The organism is Rhodococcus sp. 4CII, from assembly GCF_014256275.1.
In the GTDB taxonomy this organism is placed as follows: Bacteria; Actinomycetota; Actinomycetes; order Mycobacteriales; family Mycobacteriaceae; genus Rhodococcus_F; species Rhodococcus_F wratislaviensis_A.
Genome location: NZ_JACCFE010000002.1, coordinates 5,221,921 through 5,239,685 on the forward strand (window position 1 = coordinate 5,221,921; position 17,765 = coordinate 5,239,685).

General features: G+C 69.6%; 17 protein-coding genes. 7 read left to right on the forward strand and 10 right to left on the reverse strand.

Going from position 1 to position 17,765, the window contains the following annotated elements:
- Positions 1 to 4: 4 nt before the first annotated feature.
- From H0B43_RS24890 to H0B43_RS24915, 6 genes are all read right to left on the reverse strand, one after another.
- Entirely contained in the window at positions 5 to 859 is an 855-nt protein-coding gene (locus H0B43_RS24890; protein ID WP_185725508.1) for a xanthine dehydrogenase family protein subunit M, read from the reverse strand.
- Positions 856 to 3,231 carry a xanthine dehydrogenase family protein molybdopterin-binding subunit gene (locus H0B43_RS24895; protein ID WP_185725507.1) on the reverse strand — a complete coding sequence of 792 codons (2,376 nt, stop codon included), beginning with the start codon at positions 3,229 to 3,231 and terminating at the stop codon, positions 856 to 858. The genes H0B43_RS24890 and H0B43_RS24895 overlap by 4 nt, the downstream gene beginning before the upstream one ends.
- A complete protein-coding gene (locus H0B43_RS24900) occupies positions 3,228 to 3,758 on the reverse strand; it encodes a (2Fe-2S)-binding protein (protein ID WP_185725506.1) in 531 nt (176 codons plus the stop codon). The genes H0B43_RS24895 and H0B43_RS24900 overlap by 4 nt, the downstream gene beginning before the upstream one ends.
- Positions 3,759 to 3,852: 94 nt before the next feature.
- Positions 3,853 to 4,968: a VWA domain-containing protein gene (locus H0B43_RS24905; RefSeq protein ID WP_185725505.1), complete on the reverse strand. Its 1,116-nt coding sequence runs from the start codon at positions 4,966 to 4,968 to the stop codon at positions 3,853 to 3,855.
- Between the two features lie 6 nt (positions 4,969 to 4,974).
- Positions 4,975 to 5,868, reverse strand: a complete 894-nt coding sequence (locus H0B43_RS24910) for a MoxR family ATPase (protein WP_185725504.1) — start codon at positions 5,866 to 5,868, stop codon at positions 4,975 to 4,977.
- A 45-nt stretch (positions 5,869 to 5,913) separates the two neighbouring features.
- Complete coding sequence (locus H0B43_RS24915; protein ID WP_185725503.1) at positions 5,914 to 6,753, reverse strand: SDR family oxidoreductase; 840 nt, start codon at positions 6,751 to 6,753, stop codon at positions 5,914 to 5,916.
- A 96-nt stretch (positions 6,754 to 6,849) separates the two neighbouring features.
- Between H0B43_RS24915 and H0B43_RS24920 the strand changes: the two genes are divergently transcribed.
- Together H0B43_RS24920 and H0B43_RS24925 are read left to right on the forward strand one after the other, a co-directional pair.
- Positions 6,850 to 7,656, forward strand: coding sequence for an RNA methyltransferase (locus tag H0B43_RS24920; protein ID WP_185725502.1), 807 nt, complete (start codon positions 6,850 to 6,852; stop codon positions 7,654 to 7,656).
- Entirely contained in the window at positions 7,653 to 7,949 is a 297-nt protein-coding gene (locus H0B43_RS24925) for a DUF2537 domain-containing protein (RefSeq protein WP_185725501.1), read from the forward strand. The genes H0B43_RS24920 and H0B43_RS24925 overlap by 4 nt, the downstream gene beginning before the upstream one ends.
- 13 nt (positions 7,950 to 7,962) lie before the next feature.
- Here the strand turns inward: H0B43_RS24925 and H0B43_RS24930 are convergent, their stop codons facing one another.
- Positions 7,963 to 8,733, reverse strand: a complete 771-nt coding sequence (locus H0B43_RS24930; protein WP_185725500.1) for a DUF6928 family protein — start codon at positions 8,731 to 8,733, stop codon at positions 7,963 to 7,965.
- Positions 8,734 to 8,805: 72 nt separating this feature from the next.
- A complete protein-coding gene (sepH, locus tag H0B43_RS24935) occupies positions 8,806 to 9,663 on the reverse strand; it encodes a septation protein SepH (protein ID WP_185725499.1) in 858 nt (285 codons plus the stop codon).
- 223 nt (positions 9,664 to 9,886) lie between these two features.
- Between sepH and H0B43_RS24940 the strand changes: the two genes are divergently transcribed.
- Complete coding sequence (locus tag H0B43_RS24940; RefSeq protein ID WP_185725498.1) at positions 9,887 to 10,372, forward strand: nucleoside deaminase; 486 nt, start codon at positions 9,887 to 9,889, stop codon at positions 10,370 to 10,372.
- Positions 10,373 to 10,436: 64 nt separating this feature from the next.
- Here the strand turns inward: H0B43_RS24940 and serC are convergent, their stop codons facing one another.
- Both serC and H0B43_RS24950 read right to left on the reverse strand, forming a co-directional pair.
- Complete coding sequence (gene serC, locus H0B43_RS24945) at positions 10,437 to 11,558, reverse strand: phosphoserine transaminase (RefSeq protein WP_185725497.1); 1,122 nt, start codon at positions 11,556 to 11,558, stop codon at positions 10,437 to 10,439.
- Positions 11,559 to 11,599: 41 nt separating this feature from the next.
- On the reverse strand, positions 11,600 to 12,730 hold the full coding sequence (locus tag H0B43_RS24950) for a citrate synthase 2 (RefSeq protein WP_185725496.1): 1,131 nt from the start codon (positions 12,728 to 12,730) through the stop codon (positions 11,600 to 11,602).
- Positions 12,731 to 13,000: 270 nt separating this feature from the next.
- On the opposite strand from H0B43_RS24950, the gene pdxH reads away from it, so the two are divergent.
- From pdxH to H0B43_RS24970, 4 genes are all read left to right on the forward strand, one after another.
- Positions 13,001 to 13,672, forward strand: a complete 672-nt coding sequence (gene pdxH, locus H0B43_RS24955) for a pyridoxamine 5'-phosphate oxidase (RefSeq protein WP_312034002.1) — start codon at positions 13,001 to 13,003, stop codon at positions 13,670 to 13,672.
- A gap of 42 nt (positions 13,673 to 13,714) precedes the next feature.
- Positions 13,715 to 15,004 (forward strand): MFS transporter, encoded by a 1,290-nt coding sequence (locus tag H0B43_RS24960; protein WP_185725495.1) that lies wholly within the window; start codon positions 13,715 to 13,717, stop codon positions 15,002 to 15,004.
- 52 nt (positions 15,005 to 15,056) lie between these two features.
- On the forward strand, positions 15,057 to 16,019 hold the full coding sequence (locus tag H0B43_RS24965; protein ID WP_185725494.1) for an aldose 1-epimerase family protein: 963 nt from the start codon (positions 15,057 to 15,059) through the stop codon (positions 16,017 to 16,019).
- A 429-nt stretch (positions 16,020 to 16,448) separates the two neighbouring features.
- Positions 16,449 to 17,744: a citrate synthase gene (locus tag H0B43_RS24970; RefSeq protein ID WP_185725493.1), complete on the forward strand. Its 1,296-nt coding sequence runs from the start codon at positions 16,449 to 16,451 to the stop codon at positions 17,742 to 17,744.
- The last annotated feature ends 21 nt before the right edge of the window (positions 17,745 to 17,765 follow it).

A 17,765-nucleotide genomic window follows, 5' to 3' on the forward strand; every position in this document is an offset into this window, starting at 1 on the left:
CGGATCAGGTGCCGACCGCCTCCGCGACGGCCCGGCGGGTCAGCACTCTCGCGAGGTGGCTGCGGTACTCGGCGTCGGCGTGCCCGTCGGTGACCGGGTCGGTGCCCTCGGCGGCATGTTCGGCCGCTGCCCGGATCAGCTCCGGGTCCGCGGCGTTGCCGACGAGCGCGTCCTCGACACCGCGAGCGCGCACCGGCACCGACCCCATGTTGGTCAGCGCCACCCGGGCCTGCCGGATCGTGCCGCCGTCGACCTGGATCGTCGCGGCCACCCCCACGATCGACCACGCCTCCGCGACCGTGTTGAACTTCTCGTATCTGGCCTCCCAGCCGGTGTGCTTCGGGATGCGCACATCCACGAGGATCTCGTCCGGTTGCAGCGCGGTGGTGTAGTAGCCCTCGAAGAACTCGGCGACCGGAATGCTCCGTCTGCCCGCGGTGCCCACCGCGGTGAGGGTGGCGTCGAGTGCCAGCGCCGGGGCGCACAGGTCACCCGCCGGATCGGCATGCGCCAGCGCACCACCCAGCGTGCCGCGGTGCCGGATCTGCGGATCCGCGACGGTGCGGGTGGCTTCGACGAGAAGCAACGCGTGCTCGTGGACGAGCGGGTCGCGGATCACGTCGTAGTACGTGGTCATCGCGCCGATCACGATACTGTCGCCGTCGTCGCGCACGCCGCGCAACTCATCGATCCGTCCCAGGTCGACGAGGGTGCTCGGCGACGACAGCCGCAACCGCAGCACCGGCAGCAGACTCTGGCCACCCGCGAGTATCTTGGCGTCCTCCCCGGCCTCGGCGAGCGCGGTCACCGCCGCGTCGACGGTTCTCGGCGACACGTAGTCGAAGGTCGGCGGAATCATCGGGCACCTCCCTGAGCGGTGTGGATGGCATTCCAGACCCGCATCGGGGTACACGGCATCTCGATGTCCCGCACCCCGAACCGGCGAACGGCATCGAGCACGGCGTTGACCACGGCCGGGGTGGACGCGATCGTTCCCGCCTCACCGACGCCCTTGACGCCGAGCGGATTACCGGTGGCGGGGGTCTCCGTGCGGCCGGTGGTGAACGTGGGCAGATCCGCTGCCGACGGCACCTGGTATTCGGCGAAGGAACCCGACAGCAGGGTGCCGGACTCGTCGTACACCGCCTCCTCGTACAGGGCCTGCGCGATGCCCTGGGCGAGTCCACCGTGCACCTGTCCCTCCACGATCAGTGGGTTGACCACGTGCCCGATGTCGTCGACGCACACGTACGAGCGGATGCGGACCTTGCCGGTCTCGGTGTCGACCTCCGCCGCGCAGAGATGGGTGCCGTGGGGGAACGAGAAATTCTCCGGGTCATACGTGGCCTCGGAGTCCAGGTTCGGCTCCACACCGTCGGGCAGGTCGTGCGCGGCGAACACGGCGAGCGCGACGTCGCCGATGCCGACCGCCTTCTCGGTGCCCTTCACCCGGAACCGACCGGCGGTGAACTCGAGGTCGTCCTCGGCACACTCCATCAGGTGTGCGGCGATCGGCCGGGCCTTCGCGATCACCTTCTCGGCGGCCTTGACCACCGCGATCGCCCCGACCGCCAGCGACCGCGAACCGTAGGTGTCCATGCCGCGCGGCGAGGTCTGGGTGTCGCCGTGCAGCACCTCGACGTCCTCGAACGGAACCCCCAGCTGGTCGGCGACCACCTGACTCCACGCGGTCTCGTGCCCCTGACCGTGCGCGGAGGAACCGGTGACCACCTCGACCTTGCCGGTGGGCAGCATCCGGATCGCCGCGTGTTCCCAGCCGCCGGCCCCGTAGGCCAGGGCGCCGAGGGTCCGCGACGGGGCGAGGCCGCACATCTCGGTGAACGTGGACACCCCGATGCCCAGTTGCACCGGGTCGTTCCGCTCGCGGCGCTCGGACTGTTCGCGTCGGAGGCCGTCGTAGTCGAACAGTTCCCGCGCCCGCGCGGTGGCAGCCTCGTAGTTGCCGGAGTCGTACGTCAGGCCCGCGACGGTGTCGAACGGGAACTCCTCGTGGGTGATCCAGTTCCTCGCCCGCAGTTCCAGCGGATCCAGCGACAGCTCTGTCGCGAGTTCGTCCATCATCCGCTCGATGGCGAACGTCGCCTCCGGCCTGCCCGCCCCGCGGTAGGCGTCGGTGGGCACCTTGGTGGTGAACACGTTGGTGCACGTGAAGTGATACGCCGGGAACTTGTAGATGCCGTTGAACATGAACGCGCCCAGGATGGGGACTCCCGGGGTGACCAGCCGGAGGTACGCACCCATGTCGGCGAGCAGTTCCACCTTCATCCCGGTCACGGTGCCGTCCCGTCGGGCGGCCAGGGTCAGCTTCTGGATCTGGTCGCGCCCGTGGTGGGCCGCCAGCATCGTCTCGCTGCGGGACTCGGTGTATTTCACGGGCTTGCCGAGGCGCCGCGCGACGAGCAGCGCGATCACTTCCTCCGGGGTCACCTGCAGTTTGCCGCCGAAACCGCCGCCGACGTCCGGAGCGACGACGCGCAGTTTGTGTTCCGGGATGCCGAGCGTCATCGCCAGCATCAGCCGCAGGATGTGGGGGATCTGCGTGGCCGACCACATGGTGATCTGCGCGCCGGTCGGGTCGACGACCACCGAGCGCGGCTCCATGAATGCCGGAATGAGCCGCTGCTGCCGGAACGTGCGCTCGACGAGCACCTCGGCGTCGCGGATGGCCTGCTCGACGTCGCCCCCCGACCCGGCCTCCGCGGAATCGAACGTCCAGGTGGCGCTGACGTTCGTCCCGAGATCCGGGTGCACGAGGTCGGCGCCGTCGGCAGCCGCGGCGGCGAGGTCCAGGACCACCGGCAGTTCGTCGTAGTCGACGTCGATCGCCTCGAGTGCGTCGTGCGCCTCGTACGCGCTGCGCGCCACGACGACCGCGACGGCCTCGCCGGCGAAGTTCACCCCGTCGACCGCGAGGGACGGCGCCGGCGGCGACTTCATGTCGGGTGTGATCGGCCACGCACACGGCAGGCTGCCCTGCTCTTCGGCGAGATCCGCACCGGTGAGGACGGCGACGACCCCCGGCATCTCGCGCGCCGCGGCGGTGTCGACACCGGTGATGCGGGCGTGCGCGAACGGGCTGCGCAGGATCGCCAGGTGCTGCATTCCGGGCAGCACCAGGTTGTCGGTCCAGCGGGTGCGACCAGTGACCAGATGCTCGTCTTCCTTGCGGGTGCGGGCCTTACCGATCTCCGGTTCGGCGGTGGCGGTCATCGCACACCTCCCGGCGCGGTGTCGGACTTCGCTGCCTCCGTCGGCGTGGATTCCGCGGAACCTCCGCCGCGCAACCGCTGCGCCGCGTCCTGGACCGCGCTGACGATGTTCTGGTACCCGGTGCAGCGGCACAGATTGCCTTCCAACCCCAGCCGCACCGCCCGCTCGTCCGGGTCGGGCTCCTCGGCCAGCAGATCCAGCGTCTGCATGATCATGCCGGGCGTGCAATAGCCGCACTGCAGCGCGTGATTGTCGCGGAAGGCCTGCTGCACGGGGTGCAGCGTCCCGTTCCGGGACAGGCCCTCGACGGTGAGAACGTCGCCGCCGTCGGCCTGCACGGCGAGCACCGAGCAGGATTTCACGCTGTGACCGTTCAGATGGACGGTGCACGCCCCGCAGTTTCCGGTGTCGCAGCCGATGACGGTGCCGACCTTGCCGAGCCGGTCCCGAAGATAGTGGACGAGGAGCAGTCGCGGCTCCACGTCGTCCGTGTATGCCGTTCCGTCGACGGTGACAGTGATGCGCATCGCGCCTCCCAAACCGGGCCTCGGGTGATACGTCCTACTCTGCGCCGACGGAGGGCGGACAGTACCCGAAATGGGGGAACCGTTTCCTTTTCGATCACGCCCGGCGCACGAGTGCGAGCAGTTCCTGCAGCGTCGCGAGACTGTGACCGGCGAGCAGGCGATCGGTGTGCGGCAGGGCGGCCGCGATACCGGACTGGACCGGTTCGTAGCCGTCCGCCCCGGCGTGCGGATTCACCCACAGCACCGTGCGGGCGAGCCGCCGCAGCTGAGCCATCTGCTCCGCGAGCAGGGTCGGGTCGCCGCGCTCCCAGCCGTCGGAGAAGATCACCACGACGGCGCCGCGGGCCACCCCGCGCCGCCCCCAGCGATTCAGGAACGCGCGCAGGGTCTCGCCGAGTCGGGTGCCGCCCGCCCAGTCGGGCACGGCCCGTCCCGCAGCGGCCAGGGCCACCTCGGGGTCGCGGACCCGCAGCGCCCGCGAGACCCGGGTCATCCGGGTGCCCAGCGTGAACACCTCCGTGCCTGTGGGATTGCCGCGGGCGACGACGTGCGCGAACCGCAGCAACGCGTCGGCGTAGGGGCTCATCGAACCGGACACGTCGATCAGCAGCACCACCCGGCGGGGGCGGGTCGCCTTGCGGTGACGGCTCGGCCGCACCGTCTCTCCGCCCGCGGCGAGCATGCTCCGCACCGTGCGCCGCGGGTCGACGGCGCCCCGGCGGGCCGGGCGCATCCGGATCGCCGGGCGGGACGGGGGCCGGGGACGCAGGGCCGCGATCAGCTCGGCGAGGTGCGCGCGCTCGGCCGCGGTCAGTTCGGCGATGTCGCGGTGGCGCAGCACCTCGGTGTCGTCCGCCGCGACCCGCAACTGCGGCCCACCACCCTCGGCGTCGCCGCCGTCGGACGTGGTCAGCGCGGCGATCCGGGCGCGGCGCGGGAGTTCACCCGAGCGCGGAATGCGCGCCGGGACGTCGCCGCCGAACCAGCCCGCGAACGCCGAGTCGTACCTGGGGATGTCGTCGGGACCGCGGCAGAGAGTTGCGCGGCCCGCCCAGTACACCTGCCCGGGATCGCCCACATCGACCTGCCGCAGTGCCCGGGCGTACCCCGCGACGGCGTCCGACGCGACCGGCAGTCCCGCCGCGGCGAGGGCGTGTGCGAACCCGGCGACCCCCACCAGCGGGTCGCCGGGATCCGGCGGTGTGGACACGGGGCGTCACCCCGCCAGGAGCCGGTCCAGTCCGGCGCGGGCCACCCGCTCGAGGTCCTCCCGGTACTTGAGGACCGCGCCGAGTGTCGCCGCGGCGGTCTCCGCGTCGAGCACGTCCCGATCGAGTTCGCGCAGTGCCCGCGCCCAGTCCAGCGCCTCGGCGACACCCGGCGGCTTGAGCAGTTCCATCTCGCGCAGGGAGTGGACGGCGCGGGCGACCTGACCGGCGAGGTCGGGTCCGATGCCAGGAATGCGACGGCGCAGGATCGCGACCTCCCGCGTCAGGTCTGGGTGCTCGAGCCAGTGGTAGAGGCAGCGGCGTTTGAGGGCGTCGTGCACCTCGCGGGTGCGGTTGGAGGTGAGCACCACCAGCGGTGGCGTCGCGGCCCGCACCTCGCCCAGTTCGGGAATGGTGACCGCGTTCTCGTCGAGCACCTGCAGCAGGAAGGCCTCGAATTCGTCGTCGGCCCGGTCGATCTCGTCGACGAGCAGCACACACGGCGCTTCGGTCAGCGCGCGCAGCAGGGGCCGTGCCAGCAGGAACCGCTCGGTGTACAGCGAGCGCTCGACGGTGTCGGCCTCCAGCCCGCCGTCGCTCGCGGCCTCCAGTGTCCGCAGATGCAGCAGTTGCCGCGGGAAGTCCCAGTCGTAGAGTGCCTGCGCGGCGTCGATTCCCTCATGGCATTGCAGGCGGATCAGCGGCAGCCCGAACGCCTCCGCCAGCGCGGTCGCCAGCGACGTCTTGCCGGTGCCCGGTTCGCCCTCGCAGAACAGCGGACGTCCCATCCGTACGGCCAGGAACGCGGCCATCGCGACGCCGTCGTCGGCGAGGTAGCCGGTGGCGTCGAGTGCCTGCGCCAGTTCCGCGGGCGAACCGACCGTCGGCGTGGAATCACTCACGCCGCGAGCCTAGGTGAGTGTCGCCGCCGGGGTATGCGACTCGGGTCAACGGCCGGGCTCCACCCTGCCGCGGTCCTCGATCAACCGCCGGAACATCGCGGTGGCGCCGAACCGCAGCGCCAGCCGTTCGACGAGTCCCGGCGCGATCTGTGCCAGCGCGAGCACCGGGCGGATCGGCACTCCGCTCTCGACGATCTCGGGCCGGTCACGCCGGATCGCCCGGATCACGGCGGCGGCGACCTTCTCCGGGCTGGTCTCGCCGGTGATCCGGCCGGACCTGATTCCCTGCTCCGTCATCCGCTGGTACATGCCGTCGCCGGCGATGAATCCGGGGCACACGACGGAGAAGCCGACCGGCGAGCCCGCGTATTCGGCGCGCAGCGACTCGGTGAGACCGACCAGGCCGGCCTTCGTCGCGGCGTACGGCGCGCAGTACGCCGGTCCGATCTTTCCTGCCAGCGACGAGATGAACACCACGTGACCACGACCGCGATCGAGCATCCCGGGCAACACTCGCCGGGTGAGAAGCAGTGGGGCGGTGAGATTCACGTCGACCATGGCGGTGAGCTCGCCGGGGTCGAGCCGGGTGAACGCCGAGACGTTCTCCACCCCGGCATTGTTCACGAGCAGGTCGAGGGGGCCGACCGCCGCCTCGGCGCGCGCGATCAGCGACTCGGCCTGACCGGGGTCGGTCAGATCACCGGGCACGGCCTCGGCGCGCACCCCGAGCGCGCGCAGTTCCGCCACGACGTCCGCGAGCCGGTCTACACGCCGACCGGACGCCGCGACGCCGACACCTTCGCGCGCGAGAGCGAGGGCGAGGACACGCCCGAGTCCGCCCGACGCACCCGTCACCAGAGCCGTGCGCCCCTGCAGCTGCTTCACGACTTCGAGCTTTCGCGCTCCGTCCGGGGGAGTCAACAGCGACCCCACCTGCCACCTTCTGCCGCTGTGACGTCGCGCATACGGCACGATGGACCGGTGGTTCACGTCATCGACATAACGGATCCGGCCGACAGCAGGCTGGACGACTTCCGCGATCTCAATTCCTCGGATCGACGCCCCGACCTTCCCGAGGGCAAGGGACTGGTGATCGCGGAGGGTGTGCTGGTGGCGCAGCGACTGCTGGCGTCCCGGTTCGACCCGATCGCGCTGCTCGGGGTCGACCGACGGCTGGAGGAACTCGCCGACGATCTCGCGGGCGTGGACGTGCCGTTCTACCGGACCACGGCCGACGTCATGGCCGAGGTCGTCGGGTTCCACCTCAACCGGGGCGTGCTCGCGGCGGCACGGCGGCCCGTGCCCCTCGAACTGTCCGACGTGCTGGAGCGGGCCCGGACGGTCGCGGTGCTCGAGGGCGTCAACGATCACGAGAACCTGGGCTCGATGTTCCGCAACGCCGCGGGGCTCGGCGTCGACGCCGTCGTGTTCGGCAAGGGGTGCGCCGACCCGCTGTACCGCCGGGCGGTCCGGGTGTCGATGGGCCACGTCCTCCGGGTGCCGTTCGCGCACGTGACGAAGTGGCCCCACGATCTGGATGCGTTGCGGGAGCGAGGTTTCCAGCTCATCTCGTTGACCCCGAATCCCGAGGCGATGACCCTGGCCGAGGCGATGACGGGAGAGAAGGTGGCGTTGCTGCTCGGTGCCGAAGGCCCCGGCCTCACCGAACATGCCATGCGGGCCACGGACGTTCGTGCGCGCATCCCGATGGCACCCGGAACGGATTCGCTCAACGTCGCGACGGCTGCGGCGATGGCGTTCTACGAGCGCGTCCGAACGGGCCGGTGAGGACGCTGCACCCTCATTCCCCGTATCCGCCGCCGGCGGCGACGCCGTGGTTCACCGGACTTCTCGTCGCGGGTTTCGCCGCAGTGCTGGTGGCCGTCGCGGTGATGGCCTTCGGTTCGCAGCTCGGCCGGATCAACGCGGTACTCGCGGTGTTCCTCGAACTCGTGGTGGTGGCCGGGGTGGCGCCGTCGGCGTGGCGACTGCGCCGGACGCCGGTGTGGCGGTGGCTGGTGTACGGCGCCGCGGCGGGGGTGCTCACCGGGTGGATCGCGCTGCTCGCCGGCGCCGCGTAACCCGGACGGACCGTCAGAATCCGAAATAACGGCGGAGCAATCCGCCTTTCCGTGCGGCGGCCGGCGGCGGTGCGGGAGTGAGACCGGGCTCGGGGGCGGGTTGTTCCGGCTCGGGCGGCTCCTCGACCTCCCGGCTCTCGCCGGGCGGGTGGACGGCGAATCCGAGGACGGTGAGCGTCTTCGGATCGACCTCGCCGCTCTCCGGCGCGCCGGTATAGCGGAATCCGAGCCACTCGCGGTTGGCGCCCTCCGCGAACTGCTGCGGGTGGAACGGCAGTGACTGCGGGTCGGGCAGGATCCCCGCCGGGTACTGCAGCGGAAAGTCGCCCGCCCAGTACGGTCTCTCCCACACCAGAGGAATGCCGAGATCCTCGTGGATGTGGACCGGCGTCGCGCTGAACGACCGCGCCAGGTGCCCGTCCTCCCACAGCGCGAACGCACCCCACGCGAGGTCGGGTTTGGACGCCACGTAGTACGTCTTCGCGAATTCGGTGGGCCGGAAGCGTGTTTCGGGCAGGCTCGACGGCCGGGGAACGGCCAGGTCGGGGCCACACACGACGGTGACACCGGGGTAGGACCCGATGTGGACGGTCCCCGCCGCGTCGATGGCGACGGCCTCGGCCAGCGGAACCGGGCCCGTCGGGGTGGCCACCAGATCGGGATGGAGACGGGAGGCGAGTGCCTGCGCGGCGTCGAGATCAGGCTCGGGATGCCCACGCAGAACAGCCGCGGGGTCGGGGACGTCGACATACCAGATCGTTGATACCTTGGCCCCCACGGTCATCCCTCTCTTCCGGCGTCTTCCTGAAAGAGTACGACCCCGGCCGGGTTCCCGGCGTGCTGACCGCGCCGATGATCAGCGTCCGCTGCTGCGGACCCCGAGCAGGACGTCGTCCCAGGAGGGGAGTGCGGGTTTGCCGCGCTTGTCCCTGTTGTTCGTCTGATGCGGTGCGACCTTGGGGGCGGCGGGCTCCTCGGGCGGCGCGGGCTCGTTCTCGGGCTCCACGGTGACGTCGGCCTCGATGACGACCTCCGGCTCGATCGACGGCACTTCCACCTCGGCGGGGAACTCGGCGAGTTCGAGTTGTTCCGGCTCGTCCGACGCCACCGGCGCCAATCCGCGAAGCGGGCGGCCGAAATCGGGATCGATCAGGTCGAAGGCGGTGTCGTCGAGCGCGACGATGGTGCCGCCGTGCGCGTCCGGCTGGTAACGCCAGTGCGCCGCGTTGGTGGTCCGTCCAGCCTGCCACTGCAGCTGGGCGACCCAGTGATTGTCTTCGTCGCGCCACGCATCCCACGTGGCGTCGTCGATGTTGTGTCCCCGGGCGCGGAACGCCTGCGTCACGATCTCGGCGAGAGTGGGGACGGCGGGACCGTTGTCGCGAACGGGGTGTCCGCCCTGCGCCATCTCGGCCGCACGGGAACGCTCGAGCAGAACCGGATAGGCGAATCGCTCCACCTTCGCCAGGGGAATGCCGGCCTCGTCGGCGACCTGTTCGACGGAGGCACCGGCACGGATGCGGGCCTGGATTTCGCGGGGCCTGAGCTGACTGTCCATTTCGATCTCAATCTGGCCGAGTCGAGCGATGTCCCCGCGGGATGCGGCGCGGAGTTTGTCATCGGCGGGAAGCCGGAATTTTTCGCCGGTACTGGCATCAGCGCACACGACGTGCGATCCATCGGGCTCGAGACCAATCACTCGAAGCTCTCGCACGTTTGACCTCCTTATCGCGCCGGCTCGCGACTTTGCACCTGGGCAACTGTAATTCATTCGTGACAGCCCGCGCGGCAGGACACGCGCGGGCAAATCCCGTGCCGGCGGAGCGCCCGCGTTACGCTTCGACCTTTCGCGACCGGCCTCCCGGACCACACAGCGGCGCGCATACTGATCGACACAGCCCGGGAACGGGGCGCCGGAACAGAAGTGGACAAAGTCGATGAGCCAGAGCGATATCGACGACGTGGACCTCGCCCACCTGCGGCGAGCCATCGAACTCGCCGACGAGACGGGCGACGCGGGCAACAGGCCGTTCGGTGCGGTGGCGGTCGGCGCCGACGGCCACGTGATCAGCGAGGGCGCCAACTCGGTCGCGACGTCCGCCGACGTCACGGAGCACGCGGAACTCGACGCGATCACCACCGCCTGCGGTGAAGGCCGAACGGACGATCTCGTCGGCGCCACCATGTACGCCAGTGGCGAGCCGTGCCCGATGTGCAGCGCGGCGATGGTGTGGGCCGGGATCACCCGGGTGGTCTACGCGGCGTCGTCCGCGGACTTCTCCCGGATACTCGCCGACGGGCCGCGGTTCACGCTCGGCTGCAGCGACGTGCTCGACTCGGCGAGCGTCGACGTCGAGGTGAGCGGACCGCATCTCGGCGACGAGGCGCTCGCACCGTTCCACCGATTCCTCGACACGGACTGACCCGGAACGCCGTCAGCCCCCGGCACCGCAGTGCCGGGGGCTGACGCATGTGTGAGGCCGCGACTCAGCCGAGCTGCGAGACGACCCAGTCGATGCTCTTCGTGAGCTGCGAGACGTCCTCGGGGTCGATGGCCGGGAACATGCCCACGCGCAGCTGGTTGCGGCCCAGCTTGCGGTACGGCTCCGTGTCGACGACACCGTTGGCACGCAGGATCTTCGCCACCTGGGCGGCGTCGACCTTGTCGTCGAAGTCGATGGTGCCGACCACCTGCGAGCGGTGGGCGGGATCGGCGACGAACGGCGTGGCGTACTCGCTCGCCTCGGCCCACTGGTACAGGCGCGACGACGAATCGGCGGTGCGTGACGTGGCCCAGTCCAGGCCGCCCTTGCCGTTCAGCCATTCGATCTGGTTGGCGAGCAGCAGCAGCGTGGCGATCGCGGGGGTGTTGTACGTCTGGTCCTTGGAGCTGTTGTCGACGGCGATGGGCAGCGACAGGAAGTCGGGGGTCCAGCGTCCCGAGTCCTTGATCTCCGCGACGCGCTCGAGGGCCTTGGGGCTCATCAGTGCGATCCAGAGGCCACCGTCGGCGGCGAAGCACTTCTGCGGGGCGAAGTAGTACACGTCCGCGTCGGCGACGTTCACCGGCAGGCCGCCGGCGCCGGAAGTGGCGTCGATGGCGATGAGCGCGTTCTCCGAGCCCGCGGGACGCGAGACGGGGATCGCGACACCGGTGGACGTCTCGTTGTGCGCCCAGCCGATGAGGTCGACGGACGGATCCGAGACCGGCTCGGGAGCACTGCCCGGGTCGGCGGAGACGACGATCGGGTCGCCGATGAACGGGTTGTTCTTGGCGACCGACGCGAACTTCGAGCTGAACTCACCGTTTGTGAGGTGCAGCGACTTCTCCCGGATCAGGCCGAACGCGGCGGCGTCCCAGAACGCGGTGGTGCCACCGTTGCCGAGCACCACCTCGTAGCCCTCGGGCAGGGAGAACAGATCGGCGAGGCCGGACCGCACGCCGGCGACGACGTCCTTGACGGGTTTCTGGCGGTGGCTGGTGCCGAACACCGAGGCGCCCACCTCGACCAGCGACTGAAGCTGCTCGGGACGCACCTTGGAAGGTCCGCAGCCGAACCGTCCGTCGGCGGGCAGGAGGTCTGCGGGGATGATCGGTGTGGAGGTCATCGCTACTTTCTGTTCCTTACTGATTCTGGCGGGGGAGACGGTCAGCTGGTGTGGGCGATCTGGTCCCAGCCCTCGACGGACTCGGGGGTGCGGGGCGCGGGTCCGGTGTAGATGGCGGCGGGGCGGACGAGTTTGCCGAGGCGTTTCTGCTCGAGGATGTGGGCGCACCAGCCGGCGGTGCGCCCACAGGTGAACATCGCGGGCATCATGTGCGCGGGGACCTCGGCGAAGTCGAGGATGACGGCGGCCCAGAATTCGACGTTCGTCTCGATCGCCCGGTCGGGGCGGCGTTCCCGCAGTTCCGCGAGCGCGGCCTGTTCGAGGGCGGCGGCGGCCTCGAAGCGGGGTGCGTTCAGCCGCTTGGCGGTGGCGCGGAGCACGCGGGCGCGGGGGTCTTCGGCGCGGTAGACGCGGTGCCCGAAGCCCATCAGCTTTTCCTTGCGGTCGAGGATGCCCTTGACCAGGGCGCGGGCGTCGCCGGACTTCTCGGTGTCCTCGATCATCGGCAGGACGCGGGCGGGGGCGCCGCCGTGCAGGGGGCCGGACATCGCGCCGATGGCGCCGGAGAGGGAGGCGGCGACGTCGGCGCCGGTGGAGGCGATGACGCGGGCGGTGAAGGTGGAGGCGTTCATGCCGTGTTCGGCGGCGGAGACCCAGTAGGCGTCGATGGCTTCGACGTGGGCGGGGTCGGGGTCGCCTTTCCAGCGGACCATGAATCGTTCGGTGACGGTTTTGGCTTCGTCGATGCGTTTTTGCGGGACGGCGGGTTGGTAGATGCCGCGGGCGGATTGGGCGACGTAGGACAGGGCCATGACGGAGGCGCGGGCGAGTTGTTCGCGGGCGGTGTCGTCGTCGATGTCGAGGAGGGGCTGGTATCCCCAGATGGGGGCGAGCATGGCGAGTCCGGCCTGGACGTCGACGCGGACGTCGCCGGTGTGCACGGGGAGGGGGAACGGTTCGGCCGGGGGCAGTCCGGGGCCGAAGCGGCCGTCGACGAGCAGGGCCCAGACGTTGCCGAAGGTGACGTGCTTGGAGACGAGTTCTTCGATGTCGACGCCGCGGTAGCGCAGGGCGCCGCCGTCCTTGTCGGGTTCGGCGATGTCGCTGGTGAACGCGACCACGCCTTCCAGTCCGCTGACGAAATCGTCCGGTATTGCAGCGCTAGCTGACATAGCTCGTGGACTCTCCTCGTTCGAGTGCCCCCGGTCAGAGCGGCACTGTCTCGGCGTTCGACAATTGCGCTGAGCATGCGTGCGGGATGGGCAGGCACCGTCGTCCGCGCAATCGACTTCCCGTCCCCGGGCATCGCACGAACGCGGCTGCAATCCGAGGGGACGGGCTCGGTCCCCAAAACTTTAGCCGGTGTCACCGAAGAGTTGATCAGTGCATACCCGGGAGTAGCGTTCTCGCCTGTGTCTCCAGATGCAGAACGGCCGAAACCGGTGAACAAGGACCTCGCGGCGATGCGGGTCGGTTACGGACAACAGGGCGCCGCCGGACGCTACGACGACGCGGATCTGGATGCCGGCCAGCTGGGCGACGGCTGGCTTCCGCTGATGCGCCGCTGGCTCGAGGACGCCGTCGAAGCCGGGGTTCCCGAACCGAACGCGATGACGCTCGCAACCGTCGACGAGCACGGCCATCCGTGCACCCGAACCGTCCTGTGCAAGGGGCTCGGTGCCGACGGGGTGCTGTTCTTCACGAGCTACGACTCGGACAAGGGCCGCCAACTCGACGCGGTGCCCTACGCGTCGGTGACGTTCACCTGGGTGCCCGTCGCCCGGCAGATCACCGTCCGCGGTCCGGTCGAACGGGTGAGCGCCGACGTCACGGACGAGTACTGGCACAGCAGACCCCGCGGATCCCGGCTGGGGGCGTGGGCGTCCGAACAGTCGCGCCCGATCGCGTCGCGGGCCGAACTGGACGCCGCGCTGCTGCACGCGGCGGAGCGTTTCCCCGTCGACGTCGACATCCCGGTCCGGCCGAACTGGGGCGGAATCCTGATCCGGCCCGAGTCCGTGGAGTTCTGGCAGGGCCGCGCCAACCGGATGCACAACCGCATCCGGACGTCGCGGTCCGGCGACACCTGGACCGTCGCGCGGCTGCAGCCGTGACGGCCCGGGAATAGTGAGTATGGGAAACGAGCTAAGGGAAGAATGACCGACACCGTCACCGAGAAGAAGAGGACGCGGCGGCTGCTCGCCGACACCACGCCGCTGCAGAACCGGGACTACCGCCGCCTGTGGGCGGCCGGGATCGTGACGGTGATCGGCGGTCAGCTCAGTATCGTCGCCGTACCCCAGCAGGTGTACGAGATCACCCGAAGCTCGGCGTACGTGGGCCTGACCGGTGTGTTCGCGCTGGTACCGCTGATCGTGTTCGGGTTGTGGGGCGGCGCCCTCGCCGACGTCATGGACCGGCGGAGGCTGCTGACGATCACGACGGTCGGGCTCGGGGTGACCTCGGTGCTGTTCTGGGTGCAGGCGGCACTCGGCGTGGACAACGTGTGGCTGGTCCTCGGACTGCTGGCTCTGCAGCAGGCGTTCTTCGCGGTCAACCAGCCCACCCGCAGTGCGATCATCCCGCGGCTCATCCCGGCGGAACAGCTGGCCGCCGCGAACTCGCTCAACATGACGGTGATGCAGTTCGGCGCCATCGCCGGACCCCTGCTCGCGGGCGTCATGATTCCGACGGTCGGGTTGTCGACGCTGTATCTCGTCGACTCGATCGCCCTGCTGGCCACGCTGTGGGCGGTTCTCCGGCTGCCCGCCATTCCGCCGACGGGGGAGTCGCGCCGGGCCGGGCTGCGCGAGGTGTTCGACGGGTTCGCCTACCTCGCGACGCAGAAGGTGCTGCTGGCGTCGTTCGTCGTCGACATCATCGCCATGGTGTTCGGCATGCCGCGGGCGTTGTTCCCGCAGATCGCCCACGACACGTTCGGCGACCCGGCGACGGGTGGTGTGGCGCTCGGCCTGTTGTTCGCGGCGATGTCCTTCGGCGCGGTCGCCGGCGGGGTGTTCTCCGGCTGGCTGCCGCGGGTCCGGCGCCAGGGCCTCGCGGTGATCGTGTGCATCGCGCTGTGGGGTCTCGCGATGGTGGGATTCGGAGTCGCGGTCGGGATGGCGTCACCCGGCGACAGTCCGGTCCTGTTGTGGATCGCTCTCGCGTTCCTCGCGTTCGGTGGTGCCGTCGACATGGTGTCCGCCGCGTTCCGCAGCACCATGCTCCAGCAGGTCGCCACGGACGAGATGCGCGGCCGGCTCCAGGGCGTGTTCATCGTCGTCGTGGCCGGGGGTCCGCGGATCGGCGACGTCGTCCACGGCGCGGCCGCGGCCGCGGTCGGGACCAGCGTTGCCGCGGCGGGCGGCGGCGTCCTCGTCGTCGTCGGTGTGGTGATCGCCGCCCTGGTGTTCCCGGCCCTGGTGCGGTACAAGGTCGCACGCTAGGTTCCTGTGCGCCATCACATATTTCGCGCAGATCTCGGGCACACTGAAATGCATGGGTGAATCGCAGTCGTCGAAGACGGACAGGCCTGCAACGGCTGGATTCGAGATCCGGGGCGGCGGCTACCGTGCCGGTATCGCCGCCACCGGCGCCGGTCTCCGGCTACTCGAACGGGACGGTCCGGACGAGCCGATCGCGCTCACCGAGACGTGGGACATCGGCACCCGGCCACCGCTGTCGGCCGGGTTGATCCTCGCGCCGTGGCCCAACCGGATCCGCGACGGTCAGTTCGTCTTCGACGGCATCGACCATCAACTCGAGATCACGGAACCGTCGTTCGGCAATGCGAGCCACGGATTCGTCCGTCGCCGGGACTGGCGTGTCGTGAATTCCGCGGACGACCGCATCGAGTTGTCGATCGACGTCGGCCTCCACAAGGGCTGGCCGTACCCGCTGCGGCTCACCGTCGAATACGTCCTCGGCGACGACGGCCTGACCGTGACACACACCGCCACCAACACGGGAGCCATTCCGGCGCCGTTCGGGATGGGGTTCCACTCGTACGTCCGCGCCGGTGACGTTCCCCTCGACGAATGCACGCTGCGGCTGTCCGCGGGCACTCGACTGCCCCTCGACGAGCGCATGCTGCCGCGCGGGGCTTCGCAGCCCGTGGCGGGCACCGAGTACGACTTCACCAGCCCGCGCGTGTTGGCAGGCGTCGCGCTCGACACCCCGTTCAGTGCGCTGGACGTCGACGTGGACGGCAGGTCGCGGCACGAATTGCGTGCGCCGGACGGCACCGGGACGGTCCTGTGGGCGGCCCGTGAGTTCGGCTGGCTGCAGGCGTTCGTCGCGGATCCCGACGCCGGCAAGTCGTACCCGGGTCGCGGGCGGGCACTGGCGCTCGAACCGATGACGTGCCCGCCGGACGCGTTCAACTCCGGAATCGATCAGTTGGTGCTCGCTCCGGGACAGCAGTGGACCGGGGTGTGGGGCATGTCCGCACTGGGGTCGTAGCGGTTCGATTCTCGAGCAGCGGGGTGCCCACAGGGTGAGACGGTGTAACACCGGTCGTGGTCCGGCCGATACATCCGGCGGGGGTTCTTCTGTCGCGCTCGACGCGCTCTGCGCCACGCTCTGTACTTCCCCCATCGCATGGGCCGACCAGCGGTGCGTGCTACGCCCTCGCCGGCATCGGTGCAGGTAACGCGGCCAGTCCAGCTCGGGCAACCGGCCCTCACCGTGATTCCTCCCGCGCTGTGCGGGCAAATCGGACACTCCCGGACGCCTGCAGGCGAGCCTTCCGCGTGGTCTCCGCGGATGCGTCGGACGAGCCGGATCGCGGGCTCTCAGCGGACCCGCCTTCGGCACGCGGGCCGGAGTGGGACTAGCTTCTACCCTGAATGAAGTTGTTACTCATTGGTTTGAGCTTGAGAGGGATGCTTCGTGCCTGACAATGACACAAAGCCCACGCTTACCTACCCTGGTGGTGAGCACACGATGTCCATTGCCAGGGCAACCGAGGGCAATGACGGTATCGAACTGGGCAAGCTGCTCGCCAGCACCGGGTACACCACCCTGGACCCGGGTTTCGTCAATACCGCCTCCACCAGCTCCGCGATCACCTACATCGACGGTGAGCACGGGATTCTCCGTTACCGCGGGTACCCGATCGAACAGCTGGCCGAGAAGTCGACTTTCATCGAGGTCAGCTACCTGCTGATCTACGGTGAGCTGCCCACCACGGCGCAGCTGGAGTCGTTCACCGACCGTATCCGGCGCCACACGTTGCTGCACGAGGACCTCAAGCGGTTCTTCGACGGCTTCCCGCGCAACGCGCACCCGATGCCGGTCCTGTCCAGCGCCGTCAACGCGCTGTCCGCCTACTACCAGGACTCCCTGGACCCGGCCGACCCGGAACAGGTCGAACTCTCGACCATCCGCCTTCTCGCGAAGCTGCCGACCATCGCGGCCTACGCGTACAAGAAGTCCGTGGGGCAGCCGTTCCTGTACCCGGACAACTCCCTGAACCTCGTCGAGAACTTCCTCCGGATGACGTTCGGCTTCCCCGCGGAGCCGTACGAGATCGATCCCGAGATCGCCAAGGCGCTCGACATGCTCCTGATCCTGCACGCCGACCACGAGCAGAACTGCTCGACGTCGACGGTGCGGCTGGTCGGCTCGTCCGACGCCAACCTGTTCACGTCCATTTCCGGTGGCATCAACGCACTCTGGGGCCCGCTGCACGGCGGCGCCAACCAGGCCGTGCTGGAGATGCTCGACGAGATCAAGGCCAGCGGCAGCAACGCGGACGAGTTCGTCCGCAAGGTCAAGAACAAGGAAGACGGCGTGAAGCTCATGGGCTTCGGGCACCGCGTCTACCGCAACTACGACCCGCGCGCGGCGATCGTGAAGAAGACGGCGCACACCATCCTCGAGAAGCTCGGCGGCGACGACGAACTGCTCGACATCGCGATGGCCCTCGAAGAGGCGGCGCTCACCGACGACTACTTCGTCGAGCGGAAGCTGTACCCGAACGTCGACTTCTACACGGGTCTGATCTACCGCGCGATGGGCTTCCCCACGCGCATGTTCACCGTTCTGTTCGCCATGGGCCGCTTGCCCGGGTGGATTGCACACTGGCGCGAGATGCACGAAGATCCCGCTACGAAGATCGGCCGCCCGCGTCAGATCTACACCGGTTACACCGAGCGTGACTACAAGGACGTCACAGGCCGCTGATCGCGGATGCCTGTGCCGAAC

Excerpts from the sequence above, each read along its gene's own strand:
- H0B43_RS24890 (WP_185725508.1), bottom strand. The coding sequence starts at position 859 with ATGATTCCGCCGACCTTCGACTACGTGTCGCCGAGAACCGTCGACGCG.
- H0B43_RS24895 (WP_185725507.1), bottom strand. The coding sequence starts at position 3,231 with ATGACCGCCACCGCCGAACCGGAGATCGGTAAGGCCCGCACCCGCAAG.
- H0B43_RS24900 (WP_185725506.1), bottom strand. The coding sequence starts at position 3,758 with ATGCGCATCACTGTCACCGTCGACGGAACGGCATACACGGACGACGTG.
- H0B43_RS24930 (WP_185725500.1), bottom strand. The coding sequence starts at position 8,733 with ATGACCGTGGGGGCCAAGGTATCAACGATCTGGTATGTCGACGTCCCC.
- H0B43_RS24940 (WP_185725498.1), top strand. The coding sequence starts at position 9,887 with ATGAGCCAGAGCGATATCGACGACGTGGACCTCGCCCACCTGCGGCGA.
- serC (WP_185725497.1), bottom strand. The coding sequence starts at position 11,558 with ATGACCTCCACACCGATCATCCCCGCAGACCTCCTGCCCGCCGACGGA.
- H0B43_RS24950 (WP_185725496.1), bottom strand. The coding sequence starts at position 12,730 with ATGTCAGCTAGCGCTGCAATACCGGACGATTTCGTCAGCGGACTGGAA.
- H0B43_RS24960 (WP_185725495.1), top strand. The coding sequence starts at position 13,715 with ATGACCGACACCGTCACCGAGAAGAAGAGGACGCGGCGGCTGCTCGCC.
- H0B43_RS24965 (WP_185725494.1), top strand. The coding sequence starts at position 15,057 with ATGGGTGAATCGCAGTCGTCGAAGACGGACAGGCCTGCAACGGCTGGA.